This is a genomic window from Streptomyces sp. TAA204 (genome assembly GCF_000424965.1).
In genome coordinates this window covers 95609-113788 of the sequence record NZ_AUKW01000021.1, presented here as the reverse complement: position 1 = coordinate 113788, position 18180 = coordinate 95609, and the positions used below count along the sequence as shown (strand labels likewise).

At 70.7% G+C, this 18180-nt stretch carries 18 protein-coding genes; 11 read left to right on the top strand and 7 right to left on the bottom strand.

All coding sequences use genetic code 11. From position 1 onward, the window contains the following. Positions 1-5: 5 nt before the first annotated feature. Positions 6-971: a hypothetical protein gene (locus H343_RS0122165; protein ID WP_028432932.1), complete on the bottom strand. Its 966-nt coding sequence runs from the start codon at positions 969-971 to the stop codon at positions 6-8. A gap of 199 nt (positions 972-1170) precedes the next feature. Between H343_RS0122165 and H343_RS0122160 the strand changes: the two genes are divergently transcribed. Further along, positions 1171-2364 carry an RtcB family protein gene (locus H343_RS0122160; protein WP_028432931.1) on the top strand — a complete coding sequence of 398 codons (1194 nt, stop codon included), beginning with the start codon at positions 1171-1173 and terminating at the stop codon, positions 2362-2364. Positions 2365-2586: 222 nt separating this feature from the next. Here the strand turns inward: H343_RS0122160 and H343_RS0122155 are convergent, their stop codons facing one another. The 3 genes from H343_RS0122155 to H343_RS32160 are packed head-to-tail and all read right to left on the bottom strand — an operon-like array spanning position 2587 to position 5274. Next, entirely contained in the window at positions 2587-3348 is a 762-nt protein-coding gene (locus H343_RS0122155; RefSeq protein WP_028432930.1) for an SDR family NAD(P)-dependent oxidoreductase, read from the bottom strand. 30 nt (positions 3349-3378) lie between these two features. Beyond that, a complete protein-coding gene (locus tag H343_RS0122150) occupies positions 3379-3714 on the bottom strand; it encodes a YnfA family protein (protein ID WP_028432929.1) in 336 nt (111 codons plus the stop codon). Between the two features lie 9 nt (positions 3715-3723). Continuing rightward, a complete protein-coding gene (locus tag H343_RS32160) occupies positions 3724-5274 on the bottom strand; it encodes an FAD-dependent oxidoreductase (RefSeq protein WP_037904664.1) in 1551 nt (516 codons plus the stop codon). A gap of 155 nt (positions 5275-5429) precedes the next feature. Between H343_RS32160 and H343_RS0122140 the strand changes: the two genes are divergently transcribed. Continuing rightward, entirely contained in the window at positions 5430-6101 is a 672-nt protein-coding gene (locus H343_RS0122140; RefSeq protein ID WP_028432928.1) for a TetR/AcrR family transcriptional regulator, read from the top strand. A gap of 192 nt (positions 6102-6293) precedes the next feature. Further along, positions 6294-6731 carry an SRPBCC family protein gene (locus tag H343_RS0122135; RefSeq protein ID WP_028432927.1) on the top strand — a complete coding sequence of 146 codons (438 nt, stop codon included), beginning with the start codon at positions 6294-6296 and terminating at the stop codon, positions 6729-6731. A gap of 165 nt (positions 6732-6896) precedes the next feature. Here H343_RS0122135 and H343_RS0122130 read toward each other — a convergent pair whose 3' ends face one another. Continuing rightward, the gene (locus H343_RS0122130; RefSeq protein WP_078506016.1) at positions 6897-7451 is read right to left on the bottom strand and encodes a hypothetical protein; all 555 of its coding nucleotides are present in this window, start codon (positions 7449-7451) and stop codon (positions 6897-6899) included. Positions 7452-7646: 195 nt separating this feature from the next. On the opposite strand from H343_RS0122130, the gene hemL reads away from it, so the two are divergent. The 6 genes from hemL (at position 7647) to ccsB (ending at position 14287) form a co-directional block, all read left to right on the top strand. Further along, positions 7647-8963 (top strand): glutamate-1-semialdehyde 2,1-aminomutase, encoded by a 1317-nt coding sequence (gene hemL / locus H343_RS0122125; RefSeq protein ID WP_028432925.1) that lies wholly within the window; start codon positions 7647-7649, stop codon positions 8961-8963. A gap of 113 nt (positions 8964-9076) precedes the next feature. Continuing rightward, positions 9077-9721: a histidine phosphatase family protein gene (locus H343_RS0122120; RefSeq protein ID WP_051265749.1), complete on the top strand. Its 645-nt coding sequence runs from the start codon at positions 9077-9079 to the stop codon at positions 9719-9721. A gap of 77 nt (positions 9722-9798) precedes the next feature. Next, positions 9799-10401 carry a TlpA disulfide reductase family protein gene (locus H343_RS0122115; RefSeq protein ID WP_028432923.1) on the top strand — a complete coding sequence of 201 codons (603 nt, stop codon included), beginning with the start codon at positions 9799-9801 and terminating at the stop codon, positions 10399-10401. A gap of 7 nt (positions 10402-10408) precedes the next feature. Then, positions 10409-11209: a cytochrome c biogenesis protein CcdA gene (locus tag H343_RS0122110; protein ID WP_028432922.1), complete on the top strand. Its 801-nt coding sequence runs from the start codon at positions 10409-10411 to the stop codon at positions 11207-11209. A gap of 1 nt (position 11210) precedes the next feature. After that, the gene (resB, locus tag H343_RS32155; protein ID WP_078506015.1) at positions 11211-13184 is read left to right on the top strand and encodes a cytochrome c biogenesis protein ResB; all 1974 of its coding nucleotides are present in this window, start codon (positions 11211-11213) and stop codon (positions 13182-13184) included. Next, positions 13181-14287: a c-type cytochrome biogenesis protein CcsB gene (gene ccsB, locus H343_RS0122100; RefSeq protein ID WP_028432921.1), complete on the top strand. Its 1107-nt coding sequence runs from the start codon at positions 13181-13183 to the stop codon at positions 14285-14287. Before resB ends, ccsB begins: the two co-directional genes overlap by 4 nt. A gap of 88 nt (positions 14288-14375) precedes the next feature. Here ccsB and H343_RS34445 read toward each other — a convergent pair whose 3' ends face one another. Then, on the bottom strand, positions 14376-14921 hold the full coding sequence (locus H343_RS34445; protein WP_078506014.1) for a PLD nuclease N-terminal domain-containing protein: 546 nt from the start codon (positions 14919-14921) through the stop codon (positions 14376-14378). A 158-nt stretch (positions 14922-15079) separates the two neighbouring features. On the opposite strand from H343_RS34445, the gene H343_RS0122090 reads away from it, so the two are divergent. Beyond that, a complete protein-coding gene (locus H343_RS0122090; RefSeq protein WP_028432920.1) occupies positions 15080-16531 on the top strand; it encodes a menaquinone biosynthesis decarboxylase in 1452 nt (483 codons plus the stop codon). Beyond that, on the top strand, positions 16528-17454 hold the full coding sequence (mqnP, locus tag H343_RS0122085; RefSeq protein WP_028432919.1) for a menaquinone biosynthesis prenyltransferase MqnP: 927 nt from the start codon (positions 16528-16530) through the stop codon (positions 17452-17454). Before H343_RS0122090 ends, mqnP begins: the two co-directional genes overlap by 4 nt. An 82-nt stretch (positions 17455-17536) precedes the next feature. On the opposite strand, the gene H343_RS0122080 is transcribed toward mqnP, so the two are convergent. Beyond that, positions 17537-18169, bottom strand: coding sequence for a rhomboid family protein (locus H343_RS0122080; protein ID WP_078506012.1), 633 nt, complete (start codon positions 18167-18169; stop codon positions 17537-17539). Between the last annotated feature and the right edge of the window lie 11 nt (positions 18170-18180).

The window sequence follows — 18180 nt, the reverse complement described above, 5'->3', positions numbered from 1 at the left end:
CCGCGTCAGTCGTCGGAGAAGCCCGCCGCGAGCTCCTGGGCCACGGTACGGGCCTTCTCCTGCAACTCGGCGCTGTCCGGAGTGCGTTGCTTGTCGGTGAGCCACTGGTCGTACTTGACCGTGGCGATCACGTTCGCGCTTCTGAAGACGAGCGTGATGTCGCGGTGGACGCCGGAGTCACCTGTGTCCAGTTCGTCGTCGATGTAGGCGTTGTCGGCGATGTCGTCGAGCATACGGGGGGACAGGTCCCCCTCCTGGGACGGGGAGGAGCCGTCCTCGGACTCATCGGGGCCGGGCGAGCCGGTGTCGGATTTCTCACTGCCGTCCGGGCTGTCGCCGCCATTGCCGTCGTCCTCGCCGCTGCCGGCTTCGCCGCTTCCGTTCTCCTCCGCCGCACTGCCGTCTCCGGAACCGTCCCCGTCCCCGGAACCGGCGCCGTCGGCGCTGTCGCCGTCGTCGTCGTCGTCGGGGGCGTCGCTCGCCGTCGGGATCTCCGCCTGGCCCGCACGCTCGTCCCACAGGAGCTGGGCCTGCTCGTCGTCACTCACGGAAGGGTCGTAGGAGACCACGCGTTCGAAGTCGACGGTGAGGTGGCGGGTGGCGAGGCTGTTGGCGCTCTTCCAGCGGCAGCCTGCCCTCCGGTCCGTGTCGTATGTGACGACGGCCTTGCCCTCGTACGCGGAGGCGTCCTCGCCGCCGTCCGAGCCCTTGCCGGAGGTGCTGCCGGAGGCGTCCTGCGCGGCTTCGGCGCCGGGGAGCAGCTTCTTGAGGGTGCCGACGTCCACCGATCCGCAGGGCTCCGGGAGCGTCTGGTACTTGCCGGGCGGTGGCGGGGGCGCGCTGGCGGTGTTCTCGCCCCCCTTCGTGTCCTCACCGCTGTCCTCGGGTGAGGATGTGCAGGCGGTGAGCCCTGTGGAGAGCATGACGACCAGCGCGACGCCGGTGACGTACGTCCTTGCCCTCCGTTGCACTGTCCTGCCTCCACGCTCGGTCCTGCTGCTGTCCGGTGAAAACGTGTTGCCGCCGTGACGGGGCTCCAGAGGACAATGTCTACCGCACGCACGACGGGGCCGTCCGGTCCGCCGATGTTTATGTTGCGCAAAGTCTGCTTTTTCCCTTTTATGAGTTTGGCGTGCTATCCGGACTTTGCCCACGGGGGAGTTGAGTGAGATGTCCTACACCGAAGTCGCGGGGGCCCGGGTGCCCATCCGGATGTGGGCCGATCCGGCCGCCGTCGAAGACGTCGCCATGGAGCAGCTGCGCAACGTCTCCACTCTCCCCTGGATCAAGGGGCTGGCGGTCATGCCGGACGTGCACTACGGCAAGGGCGCCACGGTCGGCTCCGTCATCGCGATGTCCGGTGCCGTGTGCCCGGCCGCTGTCGGTGTCGACATCGGCTGCGGCATGTCGGCGGTGAAGACCTCTCTCACCGCGAACGATCTGCCCGGCGACCTCTCCCGGCTCCGCTCGAAGATCGAGCAGGCCGTCCCTGTGGGGCGCGGGATGCACGACGAACCGGTGGACCCCGCGCGGCTGCACGGTTGCCCGACGGGCGGGCTGGCCGACTTCTGGAAGCGCTTCGGCGGCGTGGCCGAAGCGGTCAAGTTCCGGCAGGAGCGCGCCACGAGGCAGATGGGGACGCTGGGAGCGGGCAACCACTTCCTCGAATGCTGCCTCGACACGGAGGGGTCGGTGTGGCTGATGCTCCACTCCGGGTCGCGCAACATCGGCAAGGAGCTGGCCGACTTCCACATCGGAGTGGCCCGGGGCCTCCCCCACAACCAGGGCCTGGTCGACCGCGACCTCGCCGTCTTCATCGCGGACACACCGCAGATGGCGGCGTACCGGCACGACCTGTTCTGGGCGCAGGAGTACGCCAGGCACAACCGCGCAGTGATGATGGCGCTGCTGACGGACGTCGTGCGCAGGGAGTTCAAGAAGGCGAGACCCACCTTCGAGCCGGTCATCTCCTGCCACCACAACTACGTCGCGGAGGAGCGCTACGACGGCACGGACCTGCTGGTGACCCGCAAGGGCGCCATCCGGGCCGGCGAGGGCGAGTACGGCATCATTCCCGGCTCGATGGGCACCGGCTCGTACATCGTGCGGGGGCTCGGCAACGCCGCGTCCTTCCAGTCCGCGTCGCACGGCGCGGGCAGGAGGATGAGCCGGAACGCCGCCCGGAAGCGCTTCTCCGCGCGGGACCTGGAGGAGCAGACGCGGGGCGTGGAATGCCGCAAGGACCAGGGGGTCGTGGACGAGATCCCCGGTGCCTACAAGCCGATCGAGAAGGTGATGGACCGGCAGCGCGACCTCGTGGAGGTCGTGGCGAAGCTGAAGCAGGTCGTCTGCGTGAAGGGCTGAGCCGGAACGGCCGCGCCGCGGCGGCATCCTGGAGGGGACGCCGCGGGGGAAGGATCTTCGAGAGGTCCCCGCAGCCGAGGTCATCGCACTCGAGGCCCCCGCAGCCGAGGTCCCCGCGCCGGGCCCGCGCCCGGGAGGCGCACGCCCCGTGAACCTGCCGGCGGGGGACGGGGCGTGCGCCGCGGGCGCCTCTGCGGCCGCGGGCGTCGGCGTTCGCGGGCGTCAGCGTTCGCGGTGGACCTTGGAGTTGGACGCCTGCGCCCGCGGCCGTACGACCAGCAGGTCGATGTTGACGTGGGGCGGGCGCGTGACGGTCCATGCGATCGTGTCCGCCACGTCCTCGGCGGTCAGCGGCTCGGCCACCCCCTCGTACACCTTGGCGGCCCTCTCCGCGTCCCCGCGGAAGCGTGTGAGGGCGAACTCGTCGGTCTTGACCATGCCGGGCGCGATCTCGATGACGCGCACCGGCTCGCCGCACAGCTCCAGGCGCAGCGTCTCCGCCAGTACGTGGGCGCCGTGCTTGGCGGCGACGTAGCCACCGCCGCCCTCGTAGGTGGCGTGGCCGGCGGTGGAGGAGACGACCAGTACCGTGCCCTCGCCGGAGGGCGATTCGGCCAGGGCGGGCAGCAGGGCCTGTGTCAGGTGCAGCACGCCGAGGACGTTGACCTCGTACATCCGCCGCCAGTCGGCGGGATCGCTGGTGGCGACCGGGTCGGTGCCCAGCGCGCCGCCCGCGTTGTTGATCAGGACGTCGCAGCGGTCGAGTCCGGCGGCGAGGGCGTCCACCGCCGCCCGGTCGGTGACGTCGAGCCCCTGGGCGACGGCCTCGTGCCCGGCGGCGGTCAGTTCTTCCGCCAGGGCGTCGATACGGTCCCGGCGCCGGGCGGTGAGGACCACCCGGTAACCGGCTGCGGCCAGTTGGCGTGCGGTGGCGGCGCCGATGCCACTGCTGGCGCCGCTGATGACGGCAGTTCGGGTTGTCATGGGACAGAGGCTACGTCGTGTCGCCGTGACTCAGCCCCCGCGCGGGCCATACATGATCACCGCGACTCCGGCGAGGCACACCAGGGCTCCCGTCACATCCCACCGGTCGGGCCGGAAGCCGTCCATGACCATGCCCCAGGCCAGCGACCCGGCGACGAAGACGCCCCCGTACGCGGCCAGGACCCGGCCGAAGTTGGCGTCGGGCTGGAGAGTGGCGACGAAGCCGTAGATCCCCAGCGCGACGACGCCCGCGCCGATCCAGATCCAGCCCCGGTGTTCCCGCACTCCTTGCCAGACGAGCCAGGCACCGCCGATCTCCATGAGCGCCGCGAGAGCGAACAGGGCCAGGGAGCGTGTGACGAGCATGGCCGCAGGCTACGCCGTACGGGCCGCAGGTGCGCCGGTCCACCGGCTGAGTGCGCGGTCCAGACCCTCGGGGTCGGGCCGGTCACTGGCCCAGGCGATGTAGCCGTCGGGACGTATCAGCAGGGTGCGTGTGCCGGTCCCCTTCTCGTGCGCGTGGACGGCGCGGCCGGCGGCCGGAGGAGGGCTGTCCGCGGGGGTCACCAGGACGAAGTCGCCCTGGCGCAAGGCTTCGTGGAGACGTCCGGAAGTGAGCGCCAGGTCCGGTGCGCGGGTGCCGGCGAGCCGGTGGGAGCCGCGCGGGGCGGGGTAGGAGATACCGATTCCCGATACGGTCCGGATCGCGCGGTCGGACAACGGGCGGACCCGGTTGAGGAGTTCGGCGCCCGCGGAGCGGAACGCGCGGGCCGCGGCGGAGCGGGCGAGCGCGAGCCGGATGATGCCTCCGCTGGCGCGCAGCACCATCGTGCCCACCGGGTGGCGCTCCTCGTGGTAGCTCTCCAGCAGCGTGGACGGTGCGTGGCCGCGTAGCACCGCACTGAGCTTCCAGCTGAGGTTGGCGGCGTCCTGCATGCCGGTGTTCATGCCCATGCCCCCGGCGGGGGAGTGGACGTGCGCGGCGTCGCCGGCGAGGAAGACCCGGCCGACCCGGTAGTGCGGGACCTGCCGTTCGTCGCTGTGGAAGCGGGAGATCCAGCGTGGGTCGTGCATGCCGTGGTCGGAGCCGAGCGCCTGCCGGGTGAAGTCCCGGACCTCTTCCAGGTCCGCGGGTTCGCTGTCGGGGAGCTGGCGGTTGCGGTTCCAGCCCATCACGCGGTACCAGCCGTCCCCGAAGGTGCCGATCAGGGCGAATGAATCCCCGGTGGCGTTGATGAGGAAGGGCGACGACGGCGGTTCGGTCAGGCGGACGTCGGCCAGAACGATCGAGCGGAGAACGGACTTGCCGGGGAACGGCAGCCGGAGGGCTCCACGGACGGTGCTGTGCACGCCGTCGGCGCCGACGAGGTACGAGGCGCGCAGCGTGTCGGTCCCCGTGCCTGTGCCCGTCTCCGTGCCTGTGCCCGTTTCCGTCCCCCTGCCCCGTCCGGCCCCGTCCCCCGCCGTGGTGACGTCCACCTCGACGCCGTCGTCGTCCTGTCGGAGCCCCGTCACCTCTGTGCCGAGACGGAAGGTCACACCGGCTTCGCGGGCACGCCTCTCCAGCAGCCGTTCCACCTCGAACTGCCCCGTGACCAGCACGAAGGGGAAGCGACCGGGGAGTCTCGTGGGGTCCAGCTCGGCGCGGCCGAAGAGCCTGAGCCGGTCGACCGCCCCGCCCGTGCCCACCAGTTCGTCGGCGAGGCCACGCGCGTCGAGCTGCTCAAGCGTGCGGGCGTGCACGACGAGTGCGCGGGAGAGGTTGCCGGTGGTGGCGTCACGCCGCTCGACGAGGGTGACGTCGTGCCCCGCCGCGGCGAGATCCCCCGCGACGAGCAGCCCCGTGGGGCCCGCGCCCACGACGAGCACGTCGGAGGAACCGGCGGGTGATGTGCCGTGCGTACCGGTGCTGCTGCTGCGCGTCATGGCGTCCTCCCCGGGATCCGGTGCCCTGTTCGACGATCTGGTGCCGACGATCTGGTGCCGATTACTGGTGCCAACGACTGTTGGTCAACGCTCGTTGGCAACGGTAGAGCGGGCTCTTCTGGCCTGTCAACACATGGTGGCCTACAGTTGTTGGCATGGATGAGGAGAAGGCCGCGGCCGACGCGGGCGCCGCGGGAGTCGTCGCCGGGGCCCCGCACCCCGCCCCGCTTCCCCCGGCCACCGCACCCGGCACCGCCGGGGCGGAGCCCCGCCCGCAGCGGCGCTCCGATGCGACGCGGGCGGCGATCCTGCTGGCCGCGCGCGACCGCTTCGCCGCCGACGGGTATGAGCGGGCGACGATCCGCGCCATAGCACGTGAGGCCGGCATCGACCCCTCGATGGTCATGCGCTACTACGGCAACAAGGAGGGACTCTTCGCCGCGGCCTGCGAATTCGACCTGCGGCTGCCGCGGTTGACCGAGGTTCCGCGCGAGGAGGTTGGCTCGCTGCTCGTACGGCACTTCGTCGAGCGCTGGGAGGGTGACGAGACACTGACGGCGCTGCTGCGCGTCGGTGTGACCAACGCGGCGGGAGCCGAGCGTCTCCGGGCCGTCTTCCGCGATCAGGTGGCCCCGCTGGTCGCCGACGTCTGTCCGGGCGGGGCGCACGTCCCCACGCGGGCGGCGCTGCTCTCGTCGCAGATACTGGGCATGGCCCTGAGCCGGTATGTCCTGAAGCTGCCCCCGGCGGTCGAGTTGAGCCGTGAGGAGATCGTCGGCTGGCTCGGGCCCGTGGTTCAGCGCTACCTCACGGCCGAGGGGCCGTAGCCGCGCGGCCCGGCCAAGTGCTCCGGCCCGTCACAGCCACGGCCACCGCCACCGCCACCGCCAAAGCCACGGCCGCACTCCGCAGGTGCGTGGCCGCCGGCCGAAATCAGCGCCGCGGCCGATGCCTTGAGTCGCTCATCAGGGGTACTCAGCAGCGAATCGTGATTCCGACCTGATGAGAGGTGTCGTAGCGTGTCCTCCTCCCTGGTGGAGACTGTCGACGTCGAAGCTCCTGTATCGGTGAGCTGGGCGCTGTGGAGCGATGTCACCGAGTGGCCGAAGTTCCTCAGCCACGTGGCGAGAGTCGTCCGCATCGACAACCGTTCGTTCTCGTGGTGGCTTTCGCTTCCCGGTGCGGACAAGAGTTTCACCGCCGAAGTGACCGAGCTGATCCCGCAGGAGCGCATCGCGTGGAAGACCACGGAGGGCGTCGACCATGCCGGAGTGGTCACCTTCCACCGCCTCGGTGACACGACGAGCCGGGTGACGCTGCAGATCGAGTACACCCCGGAGGGCTTCGTGGAGCGGCTCGGAGCGCTGACCAATCTCGATGCCGCGCTGACGAACTACGACCTCGGCGAGTTCAAGACGATCGCGGAGCAGGCGGCCGGCAAGGCCGCGAAGGGCTGATCAGCGGGCGGAGCAGCCAGTGCGACGGGCGCACGCACCGGACCGGGTGTGTGCGCCCGTACGCGTACGGCTGGGCGCGCCCATCCGCACGCCCGGCGCACATCGCACGCCCACGCGCGGGCCGGTGGAAGCGAAACGGCGAACATCACGGCCGCCGGGGGCGGTTCACGGCCACACGAGGCAGTAGGGCTGGTGGCCGGCCATGTGCAGCCGGTCGGAGAAGTCCTGCCACTCGTGCAGGAGTTGGTAGACGTTGAAGGCGTCCTGCGGGCCGGCCCGGTCGGGAACGGTGGACCAGATGAATGCCGCCGCGCCCACGGACTCCTCGCCGATGCCGCGCAGCGGGTCGACGACCGTCATCGGAAGCTTCACCACGGCGTAGTCGGGGTGCAGCACGACGAGTTCGAGCGGCGGCACCTTGTGCAGCGGTATGCCTTCGATGCCCGTGAGCACCATCGCGGCCATCGTCTCCGGCTTGATCTTGGTGAACATGCCGTGGCCCAGTTCGTCCCCGCCGAGTTCCTCGGGACGCATCGACACAGGGACCCGCGCCGCGGTCGCTCCGTCCGGGGCACCGAAGTACTTGTAGGTCACCCCCACTCGGCCGCCACCCTTGCTGATCCCAGTGTCCTTCTCCGCCGCGTCTCTACGGTGACGTCCTCTTGCGCGCTCCGGACCGAGGTCCCCGGTACCCTCGCCGAGTCCACCACCGCGCTGCATGTCACCACCCGATCACTCGCGGCCACCGCCGCGCAACCCGATCATCGTGTCAGAGACCTCCCCGTCCTGCGGGGCGTGAAACGCGCCCGCAGCGCCCGGGTGAACCCCGTGCTGCCCGGCCGGTACTTCCGGCACCGCCCGCACCCGCCGTACGTGCCGGTGGGACACGTTCGCGGCTCAGAAGCCTCTGACACCATGGCTCTTGTGACTTACTCCTACGACGCCCCAGTATCGCAGTCGCTGTTCGACCGCGCCGCCGCCGTGACACCCGGAGGCGTGAACTCTCCGGTCCGCGCCTTCCGCGCCGTGGGCGGTACGCCCAGGTTCATGGTGTCCGGCGCCGGTCCGTACCTGATGGATGCGGACGGGAGGGAGTACGTCGACCTCGTCTGCTCATGGGGGCCGATGATTCTGGGCCACTCTCATCCCGAGGTGATCGCGGCCGTCCAGGACGCGGTCGGCAACGGCACCTCCTTCGGTACGCCCGGAGCCGGCGAAGTGGCTCTCGCCGAGGAGATCGCCGACCGGATCGCGCCCGTCGAGCAGGTGCGGCTGGTCTCCTCCGGCACCGAGGCGACGATGTCGGCGATCCGGCTGGCGCGCGGGTTCACAGGGCGCGCCAAGGTGATCAAGTTCGCGGGCTGTTACCACGGGCATGTGGACGCGCTGCTCGCGGCGGCCGGTTCGGGAGTGGCGACGTTCGGGCTGCCCGACACCCCTGGTGTGACGGGGGCGCAGGCGTCCGAGACGATCGTCCTGCCGTACAACGATCTCGACGCCGTACGGGCCGCGTTCGAGGCGCAGCCGGACGAGATCGCCTGTGTCATCACCGAGGCCGCGCCCGGAAACATGGGTGTCGTGCCGCCCCTGGAGGGCTTCAACCGGCAGTTGAAGGAGCTGTGCCGCTCGCACGGCGCGCTCTTCGTCTCCGACGAGGTGATGACGGGTTTCCGGGTCAGCAGGCAGGGCTGGTACGGCATCGACGGCGTGACCCCCGATCTGATGACGTTCGGCAAGGTGATGGGCGGCGGATTCCCGGCCGCGGCCTTCGGCGGACGACGTGACGTGATGGAGCACCTCGCACCGTCCGGCCCCGTCTACCAGGCGGGCACCCTCTCCGGGAACCCGATCGCGACAGCCGCCGGTGTGGCCCAGCTGCGCCTCCTGGACGAGGCGGCGTACGCGGCGGTGGACGCGGCCTCCGAGCAGCTGCGCGGCGCCGTCACCGAGGCGTTGACCAAGGCGGGTGTCGCACACCGCCTCCAGGTCGCGGGCAACATGTTCTCGGTGTTCTTCACGGACTCCCCGGTGACCGACTACGAAGGAGCACGGGCCCAGGAGGCGTTCCGCTTCACCGCGTTCTTCCACTCGATGCTCTCCCAGGGTGTCCATCTGCCCCCGTCCGCCTTCGAGTCCTGGTTCGTCTCCACCGCGCACGACGACGGGGCGCTGGAGCGGGTGGCCCGGGCCCTGCCCGACGCCGCCCGCGCCGCCGCGGAGGCGTCCGAGTGAGCGCCGGACCTGCGCCCGCTCCCTCCGGCGGCCCGGAGGAGGGGAACGACCGGGCGAGATCCGGCCAGGAGGGCGCCGCGGCGGCGGACGAGACGGTCACGGTCGTGCACGTCATGCGCCACGGCGAAGTGGAGAATCCGAGCGGCGTCCTCTACGGCCGGCTGCCCGGCTACCACCTGTCCGAGCTGGGCCGGCGGATGGCCGAGCGGGTCTCCGAGCACCTGGCCGACCGTGACATCACGCACGTCGTCGCCTCTCCCCTGGAGCGCGCGCAGGAGACGGCGGCGCCCATCGCGAAGACACACGGCCTGGTCGTCGGCGCCGACGACCAGTTGATCGAGGCGGACAACGTCTTCCAGGGCACCACCGTGGGTGTCGGCGACGGCGCGCTGCGCAGGCCCGCGAACTGGCGGCACCTGTTCAACCCGTTCCGTCCCTCGTGGGGCGAGTCCTATGTGCATCAGGTTGTGCGGATGCGTGCCGCCCTGGACGCGGCACGGGACGCGGCGCGCGGCCACGAGGCGGTGTGCGTCAGCCACCAGTTGCCGATCTGGACGCTGCGCAGCTTCGTGGAGCGGCGCAGGCTCTGGCACGACCCGCGCCGCCGGCAGTGCACGCTCGCGTCGCTGACCTCCTTCACCTTCAGCGGCGACGAGATCGTCTCGGTCGGCTACACGGAACCCGCCCGTGATCTCGTGCCGCCGCACCTGCGCGCGCACGCCAAGCGCGTCAAGGGCGCGGGGGGCCGCGGCGCTTGAGGGCGGCCGTGCGGGCCGTACGTACCGGGCGAGGGGGGCGTGGAAGATCCCCTCTGCGCTCATGCGAAACTTTTCACATGAGTCGGACCCGCGCCTTCCGAAGCCGCCCTGCCCTGCTGATCGCCGCGGTGGCAGCCGGTGCGTCGGTGCTGGCTGGATGCGGCGGCGAGGAGACGGGGACGTCCTCCGGGGACACCAAGTTCGTGCAGGGCACCGGAAAGATCACCGAGGTGCCCGGCGGGGAGCGGCAGGCGGCACCCGACATCTCGGGCAAAGGTGTCGACGGGAAGCGGCTCGAACTCTCCGACTACGAGGGGAAGATCGTCGTCCTGAACGTCTGGGGCTCCTGGTGCGCCCCCTGCCGGGCCGAGGCCCCCAACCTCGCCAAGGTCGCGAAGGAGACCGAGGGCGAGGACGTGCAGTTCGTCGGCATCAACACCCGCGATCTCGACCGCGCCAACGCCAAGGCCTTCGAGCGCAACTACGGCGTCGAGTACCCGAGCTTCTTCGACCCCAGCGGAAAGCTGATCCTGCGCTTCCCCAAGGGCAGCCTCTCCCCGCAGGCCATCCCCTCCACGCTCATCCTCGACCGCGAGGGGAAGATCGCCGTACGGGCTCTGAAGGAACTCAGCGAGAAGGAGCTGCGCTCCGCGCTCGATCCCCTGATGGCGGAGAAGTGACCGCTCCATGAGCGCGCTCGCCGCCGTCGCCGATGCCGCCGCCGCGACCTCGACCGGGGTGAACCGGACGGTCCTCAGCGGAGCGCTGCTGCTGGCCCTGCCCGTGGCGGTGCTCGGCGGTCTGGTCTCCTTCTTCTCCCCGTGCGTACTGCCGCTCGTTCCGGGCTACCTCAGCTATGTCACCGGGGTCAGCGGCACGGACCTCGCCCAGGCCCGCCGCGGCCGGATGCTGCTGGGCGCCGGGCTGTTCGTGCTCGGCTTCACGGCGGTCTTCGTCTCCGGCGGCGCCCTCTTCGGGGGATTCGGCGCCACGCTGCAGGAGCACCGGGTGATCATCTCCCGTGTGCTGGGGGCGCTGACGATACTGCTGGGTCTGGCGTTCATGGGCGTGCTGGGCGGCCCGCTCTCGCGGTTGACGTCGCGGGAGTTCCGCATCCACCGCAGGCCGGCCGTCGGGCTGGCGGGCGCCCCCATGCTCGGCGTGCTCTTCGGCATCGGCTGGACGCCGTGCATCGGACCGACACTCGCCGCGGTGCAGACTCTCGCCTTCAGCGAGGCCAGCGCGGGACGCGGTGCGCTGCTGACCGTCGCGTACTGTCTCGGACTCGGCCTGCCCTTCGTCGTCGCGGCCGTCGCCTTCCGGCGGACACTGGGCGCTTTCGACCGTGTGAAGCGGCACTACGTCTGGGTGATGCGGATCGGCGGCGGGATGCTGGTCCTCGTCGGCCTCCTGCTTGTGACGGGGGTCTGGGACCGGATCGTGTACGACCTGCAAGTCTGGTCGTCCGACTACACCGTGGGAATCTGAGATGCGTACGACGGACAGCGGCACCGGCAGCGCGGGCGCCGAGGGGGCGACCGACCGGGAGCCCGGCGCCACCGACCCCACCGAAGCCACCGGGGTCGCTGACGCCGCCGGGGCCACCGACGCCGCCGGGGCCGGTTCGGGCGGTCCGGCCGAGGAGCGGAGGCTTGCGCGGGAGGCCGAGTCCCAGCTGTCCACCGCGCCGAGCGAGGACAGGCTGAACGTCCCCTCGATGGGCGTCATCGGCTGGGCCCGCTGGTTCTGGCGGCAGCTCACCTCGATGCGGGTCGCGCTGATCCTCCTCTTCCTGCTCTCGCTCGCCGCGATCCCCGGCTCCGTCGTCCCGCAGACCAACGTCGACAGCGTCAAGGTCCAGGAGTTCCGCGAGAAGCACGACGTGCTCTCGCCGGTCTACGACAAGCTCCAGCTCTTCGACGTCTACACGTCGGTGTGGTTCTCGGCGATCTACATCCTGCTGTTCATCTCACTGGCCGGCTGCATCGTCCCGCGAACCTGGCAGTTCACCGGTCAGCTCCGGGGCAGGCCGCCGCGTGCCCCGCGCCGCCTGGACCGGATGCCCGTCTACACCACCTGGAACACCGACGTCCCCCCGCACGAAGCGCTGGACGGCGCGGCGAAGCTGCTGAAGGGGCGGCGCTTCCGCGTGCACAGCGAGGGCGACGCGGTTGCCTCCGAGAAGGGCTATCTCCGGGAGGCGGGCAACCTCGTCTTCCACATCGCCCTGATCGTGCTGCTGCTGGCCTTCGCCGCCGGGCAGTTGTGGAAGTCCGACGGCGGGAAACTGATCGTCCAGGGTGACGGCTTCTCCAACACCCTCACCCAGTACGACGACTTCAAGTCCGGCTCCCTCTTCGAGACGGAGGAGCTGGACTCCTTCGGCTTCAGCCTCGAGGAGTTCCACGCCACGTACGAGGAGAGCGGCCCCGAGAAGGGGACGGCACGCACCTTCCGTGCCGACATCTCGTACTGGCAGGGCGCGGACGGCAAGGAGAAGAAGGACTCGATCAGGGTCAACCACCCGCTGGAGGTGGGAGACACCAAGGTCTATCTGAACGGCAACGGCTACGCCCCCGTCGTCTCCGTCAAGGACGGCAAGGGCCGGACCGCCTACCGCGGCCCCGTCGCCTTCCTTCCGCAGGACGGCAACCTGACCTCGTCCGGGGTGGTGAAGGTCACCGACTACCGGGACGGGAAGGGCCGCAGGGACCAGCTCGGCTTCCAGGGCTTCTTCGTGCCGACCTTCGGCGGCTCCGGCGCGGGCACGATGTTCTCGCAGTCCCCGGCCCTGCAGTATCCGGTGCTCTTCCTCACCGCTTACCACGGCGACCTCGGGCTCGACTACGGGGCGGCGCAGAGCGTCTACCAGCTCGACACGGAGCGGATGAAGCAGTTCAAGACCTCGGACGGGAGTCCGCTCGCGAAGAAGATCCTGCCCGGGGAGTCGATGAAGCTCCCCGACGGCGGGGGTTCGCTCAAGTTCGAGGGCGTACGGAAGTGGGCCCAGTTCCAGGTCGTCCACCAGGTGGGCAACGGCTGGGCGCTGGGCGGCGCGCTCGCCGCGATCGCGGGCCTGGCCGGGTCGCTGTTCATCCAGCGGCGCCGTGTGTGGGTGCGGGCCGTCACAGGTGCGGACGGGCGTACGGTCGTGGAGATGGCCGGTCTCGGCCGCAGCGAGTCCGCGAGACTTCCCGAGGAGCTGGGCGATCTGGCCTTCAGCCTCCAGGCCGACGCGCCTCCCGAGCGCCTGGAGGCCGGCGCGGACGAAGACACGGAAGCCGACACCGAAGCCGACACCGACACCGAAGCCGACACCGACGGGGAAGCCGAAGCCGGCGCCGGGGCGCCTCCGTCCGCCGCCACGTCCGGCCCCGCGGAATCCACCCCGCCCGAAACGACCACCTCCGAAGCCGGCCACGAAGGCGGCGCCGAAGCCTCGTCCCGAGGAGAACGCCAGTGAACATCGCTGCCGCAACGAACGAGAGTCTCGCCGAGATCAGCAACTGGCTGATCTATTCGGCGATGGCCGTCTACGCCCTCGCCTTCGTCGCGCACATCGCCGAGTGGGTCTTCGGCAGCCGCAGCAAGGTCGCCCGCACGGCCGCGGCGCTCAGCGGGAATCAGGACGAGGGCGGCGACGCGGCAGCCGGCCCGGAGGCCCCCGCCGTCAAGGTACGTACGGGCGGCGCCACTTCGGTGCTGGAGCGCCCCAAGGTCGTCGTACGCTCCTCGGCGGGCCGCCGGGGCGACCTGCCCGACGGGCCGGGCGCCGCGGGCGGCGACGAACAGGGCGACCTCTACGGGCGGATCGCCGTCTCCATGACGACGCTCGCGTTCCTGCTGCACGCGGCCGGTGTCCTCGCACGCTCGCTGTCGGTGCAGCGCGCCCCCTGGGGCAACATGTACGAGTTCTCCACGGCCTTCTCCATGGTCGCCGTCGGCGCCTACCTCGCCTTCCTCGTGGCGAAGAAGAACGTCCGCTGGATCGGGCTGCCGCTGGTCACCACCGTGCTGCTCGACCTGGGTCTGGCCGTGACCGTGCTCTACACGGAGAGCGCGCAGCTCGTGCCCGCACTGCACTCGTACTGGCTGTGGATCCACGTCTCGCTGGCCATCGTCTGCGGTGCGCTCTTCTACCTCGGCGCCGTCGCGACGGCCCTCTACCTCTTCCGGGACCGCTACGAGAGCAAGCTGCTCGCCGGCGGCACCCCGGGCGGCTTCGCCACCTCGGTGCTGGAGCGGCTGCCCTCCTCGGCCTCTCTCGACAAGTTCGCCTACCGGATCAACGCGGCCGTCTTCCCGTTCTGGACCTTCACCATCGTCGCCGGCGCGATCTGGGCGGGCGACGCGTGGGGCCGCTACTGGGGCTGGGACCCCAAGGAGGTCTGGTCCTTCATCACCTGGGTCGCCTACGCCTGCTACCTGCACGCCCGCGCCACCGCCGGCTGGAAGGGCCGCAAGGCCGCCTGTCTGGCGCTGCTCGCCTTCGCGTGCTTCCTCTTCAACTACTACGGCGTCAACATCTTCTTCAACGGCAAGCACAGCTACGCCGGCGTCGGCTGAGCCCCTCGCCCGTTCCGGGTCCTCCGGGCCGCCGTGCCCGCGCCGCCGTGCCCGCGCCGACGTGCCCGCTCCGACGTCTCTGTGCCGCTCAGCGGCCCTGGGGCGGTGCGTCGTCCGTACCGTCCGCGCCGTTCTCGCGACGCCGCTGTGACTCCTCCTCGCGGCGGCGCAGTTCGGCCTCCTGCCGCGCGGCGTCCGGACGGTCGCCGTCACCGTTCGCGCCCGTCCCGCCGCTGCCGTCGCCGTTCGCGCTGCCGGGACCGGGGGCCGCGGCCTCTTCCGTGCCCTCGGTGGACTTGCGGGCGTCGCCGCCGTCGTTCAGCCCCGTGCCGTCGTCGTCCTTGCGGGGGCCGCTCCTGCCCTCGTTGATGGACTTCAGGAACTCCGGGTTGTCGTCCGGGGCGACCCAGCGGCGCTCCTGCGGACGCGTGGCCCCGTACGGCGCGTTCTTGCGGGGACGGCCCACGGCGAACCAGGCGATGGGGCCCAGCAGCACCTGTCCGAAGAGCAGGATGATGATGACCCACGCCACCTTGGGCAGCTTGCGGATCTCCTTCTCCGGTGTGTTCAGGCAGTCGATGAAAGCGAAGATCCACACCGCAAGGACGAGGAGGAACGGCAGATACCTGAGCATGCGGGACGCCCCCTAGGCGAGCTGACTCGGCGCGGCGGGCCAGTAGAGCGGTTGGTGCGGTTCACGTACGCGGTTGAGTACAGGGCAAGCGTAACGGTGCGGGGCGGGCGCCGGGGGCGGGCGCCCGAGGGCGTGAAGCCATGGCGGATACTGGGCGCATGGCTTACGACGATCTCCGCTCGCTGCTGCGGGCGCTGGAGCGGGACCGGGACCTCAAACGCATCAAGGCCGAGGTCGATCCGTACCTGGAAGTCGGTGAGATCGTCGACCGGGTGCAGAAGTCCGGCGGCCCGGCGCTGCTGTTCGAGAACGTCAAGGGTTCCTCGATGCCGCTGGCCATGAACGTCTTCGGTACGGACCGGAGGCTGCTGAAGGCGCTGGGTCTCCAGTCCTACGACGAGATCAGCGAGAAGATCGGCGGGCTGCTCAAACCCGAGCTGCCGCAGGGCTTCGTCGGCATGCGGGAGGCGTTCGGGAAGCTGGGCGCGATGGCGCACGTACCGCCGAAGAAGGCCAAGGACGGGCCGGTGCAGGAAGTCGTGCTGCACGGCGACGACGTGGACCTGGAGCGGCTGCCCGCGCTGTTCACCTGGCCCGAGGACGGCGGCTCCTTCTTCAACCTCGGGCTGACGCACACCAAGCACCCGGAGACCGGCGTCCGCAACCTGGGTCTCTACCGGCTCCAGCGGCACGACCGGCGCACCATCGGCATGCACTGGCAGATCCACAAGGACAGCCGCAACCACTACCAGGTCGCGGCCCGGCGCGGCGAGAAGCTGCCCGTCGCCATCGCCTTCGGCTGCCCGCCCGCCGTGACCTACGCGGCGACCGCGCCGCTGCCCGGCGACATCGACGAGTACCTCTTCGCGGGCTTCACCCAGGGCAAGCGGGTGGAGATGGTCGACTGCAGGACGGTGCCGCTGCAGGTGCCGGCGAACGCCGAGGTGGTGCTGGAGGGCTGGCTGGAGCCCGGAGAGACGCTGCCGGAGGGCCCCTTCGGCGACCACACCGGTTTCTACACGCCGCAGGAGGACTTCCCCGCGCTGACGGTCGACTGCGTCACGATGCGCAGGCGGCCGGTCCTCCAGTCGATCGTGGTGGGCCGTCCCCCGACGGAGGACGGTCCGCTGGGGCGGGCGACCGAGCGGTTCTTCCTGCCCCTGTTCAAGATCATCGTGCCGGACGTCGTGGACTACCACCTGCCCGAGGCGGGCGGCTTCCACAACTGCATGATCGTCTCGATCGACAAGAAGTACCCCAAGCACGCCCAGAAGGTCATGCACGCGATCTGGGGCGCCCACATGCTCTCCCTGGAGAAGCTGATCATCGTGGTGGACGCGGGCTGCGACGTACGCGATCTCCACGAGGTCGCGTGGCGGGCGCTGGGCAACGTCGACTACTCCCGCGACCTGACAGTCGTCGAAGGGCCCGTCGACCACCTCGACCACGCCTCGTACCAGCAGTTCTGGGGCGGCAAGGCAGGCATCGACGCGACCGAGAAGCTGCCCGAGGAGGGGTACACGCGCGACGGCGGATGGCCGCACATGATCGAGTCCGATCCGCAGGTCGCCGAGCGCGTCACACAGCGCTGGAAGGAGTACGGCCTGTGAGCGGGGAAGCCGCGACGGGCGACGGCGCACGCGCGGAGCTGCCCCGGCGCCACGGCGGCGTGCAGGCGTTCCTGCGGCTGGTGATGATCGAGCACTCGGTCTTCGCGCTGCCCTTCGCCTACATCGCCGCGCTCACCGCCATGTTCGAGGCGGGCGGCACCGTGCTGTGGCGGGAGCTGCTGCTGATCACCGTCGCGATGGTCGGCCTGCGCACCTTCGCCATGGCCGCCAACCGGATCATCGACCGCGAGATCGACGCCCGTAACCCGCGCACCGCCGGACGGGAGCTGGTCACGGGCGCGCTGTCCGTACGCTCAGCCTGGGCGGGCGCGCTGGTCGCCCTCGCCGTCTTCCTCGGCGTCTGCGCCCTGCTCAACCCGCTCTGCCTCGCCCTCGCACCCGTCGCCGTCGTGCCGATGGTGGTCTATCCGTACGGGAAGCGCTTCACCGACTTCCCGCACGCCATCCTCGGTCTCGCCCAGGCCATCGGCCCCATCGGCGCATGGATCGCGGTGACCGGGGCGTGGTCCTGGGACGCGGTGGTGCTGGGGCTGGCGGTCGGGGTGTGGATCGGCGGGTTCGACCTGATCTTCGGATGTCAGGACGTCGCCGCGGACCGGGCGCACGGCGTGCGTTCCGTCCCCGCTCGCTTCGGCATCGCCGCCGCGTTGTACGGGGCACGCGGCGCTCATGTCGTCACGGTGGCGCTGCTGTGCTGGTTCGGAGCGCTGACGGGGGCCGGGGTCTTCTACTGGTTCGGCCTGCTGATCGTCGCGTGCGCCTTCGTCTACGAGCACTCGATAGTCAAGCCCGGCGACCTCTCCCGCCTCAACCGTGCCTTCTTCACGGTCAACGGCTTCATCGGCATCGCGCTGTTCGTGTGCGCGCTGCTGGACCTGACGGTGCGCGGGCTGGGCGTCTGAGCGCCGGCGACGCGCCCGGACGCCGGTCCGGCTACGCGCCGGGGCGCGGCCGGGCGTCCCGGCGGCGCGCTCCCGCGCGGCCTCAGTGCCAGTCGGGCTTGGCGCCGGACGCCGCGCGACTGCTCGATGTGAGGAAGGCGGCCACGACACCGCCGATCAGCCCGAACAGGTGTCCCTGCCAGGAGATGCCGCTGTCGGTGGGCAGCACTCCCCACAGGATCGATCCGTAGAGCACCGCGACGACGCCGCCCAGTGCGACATCGGTGATGCGGCGGTCGACGAAGCCCCGCACGAGCAGATAACCGAAGAGGCCGAAGATCAGGCCCGACGCGCCCGCGGTGTTGCTCCCCTCGGGAGCGACCAGCCACACTCCGACCCCGCTGACCACGATGATCGTGAGGGCGACGGCCAGGAACCGGGCGGTGCCGCGCAGCGCCGCGAGGAAGCCGAGGACGAGCAGCGGCAGGGTGTTCGCCACGAGGTGGCCGAAGCCGAAGTGCATGAACGCCGCCGGAATCACATCGACCAGCTCGCTCTGCTGACGCGGCATGATGCCGAAGGTGTCCAGCGCGTGCCCCGTGACGTGGTCCACGCCTTCCAGCAGCCACAGCAGCCCCGTCCACAGCAGTATCAGCTTGGCCGCCGACTTGGCGCCTCCGCCCGTGGCTCTGCCGCTGCTGGTGCTGTTGATGTCGGAGCCTGATCCGTACGCCATCGGGTCTCCCC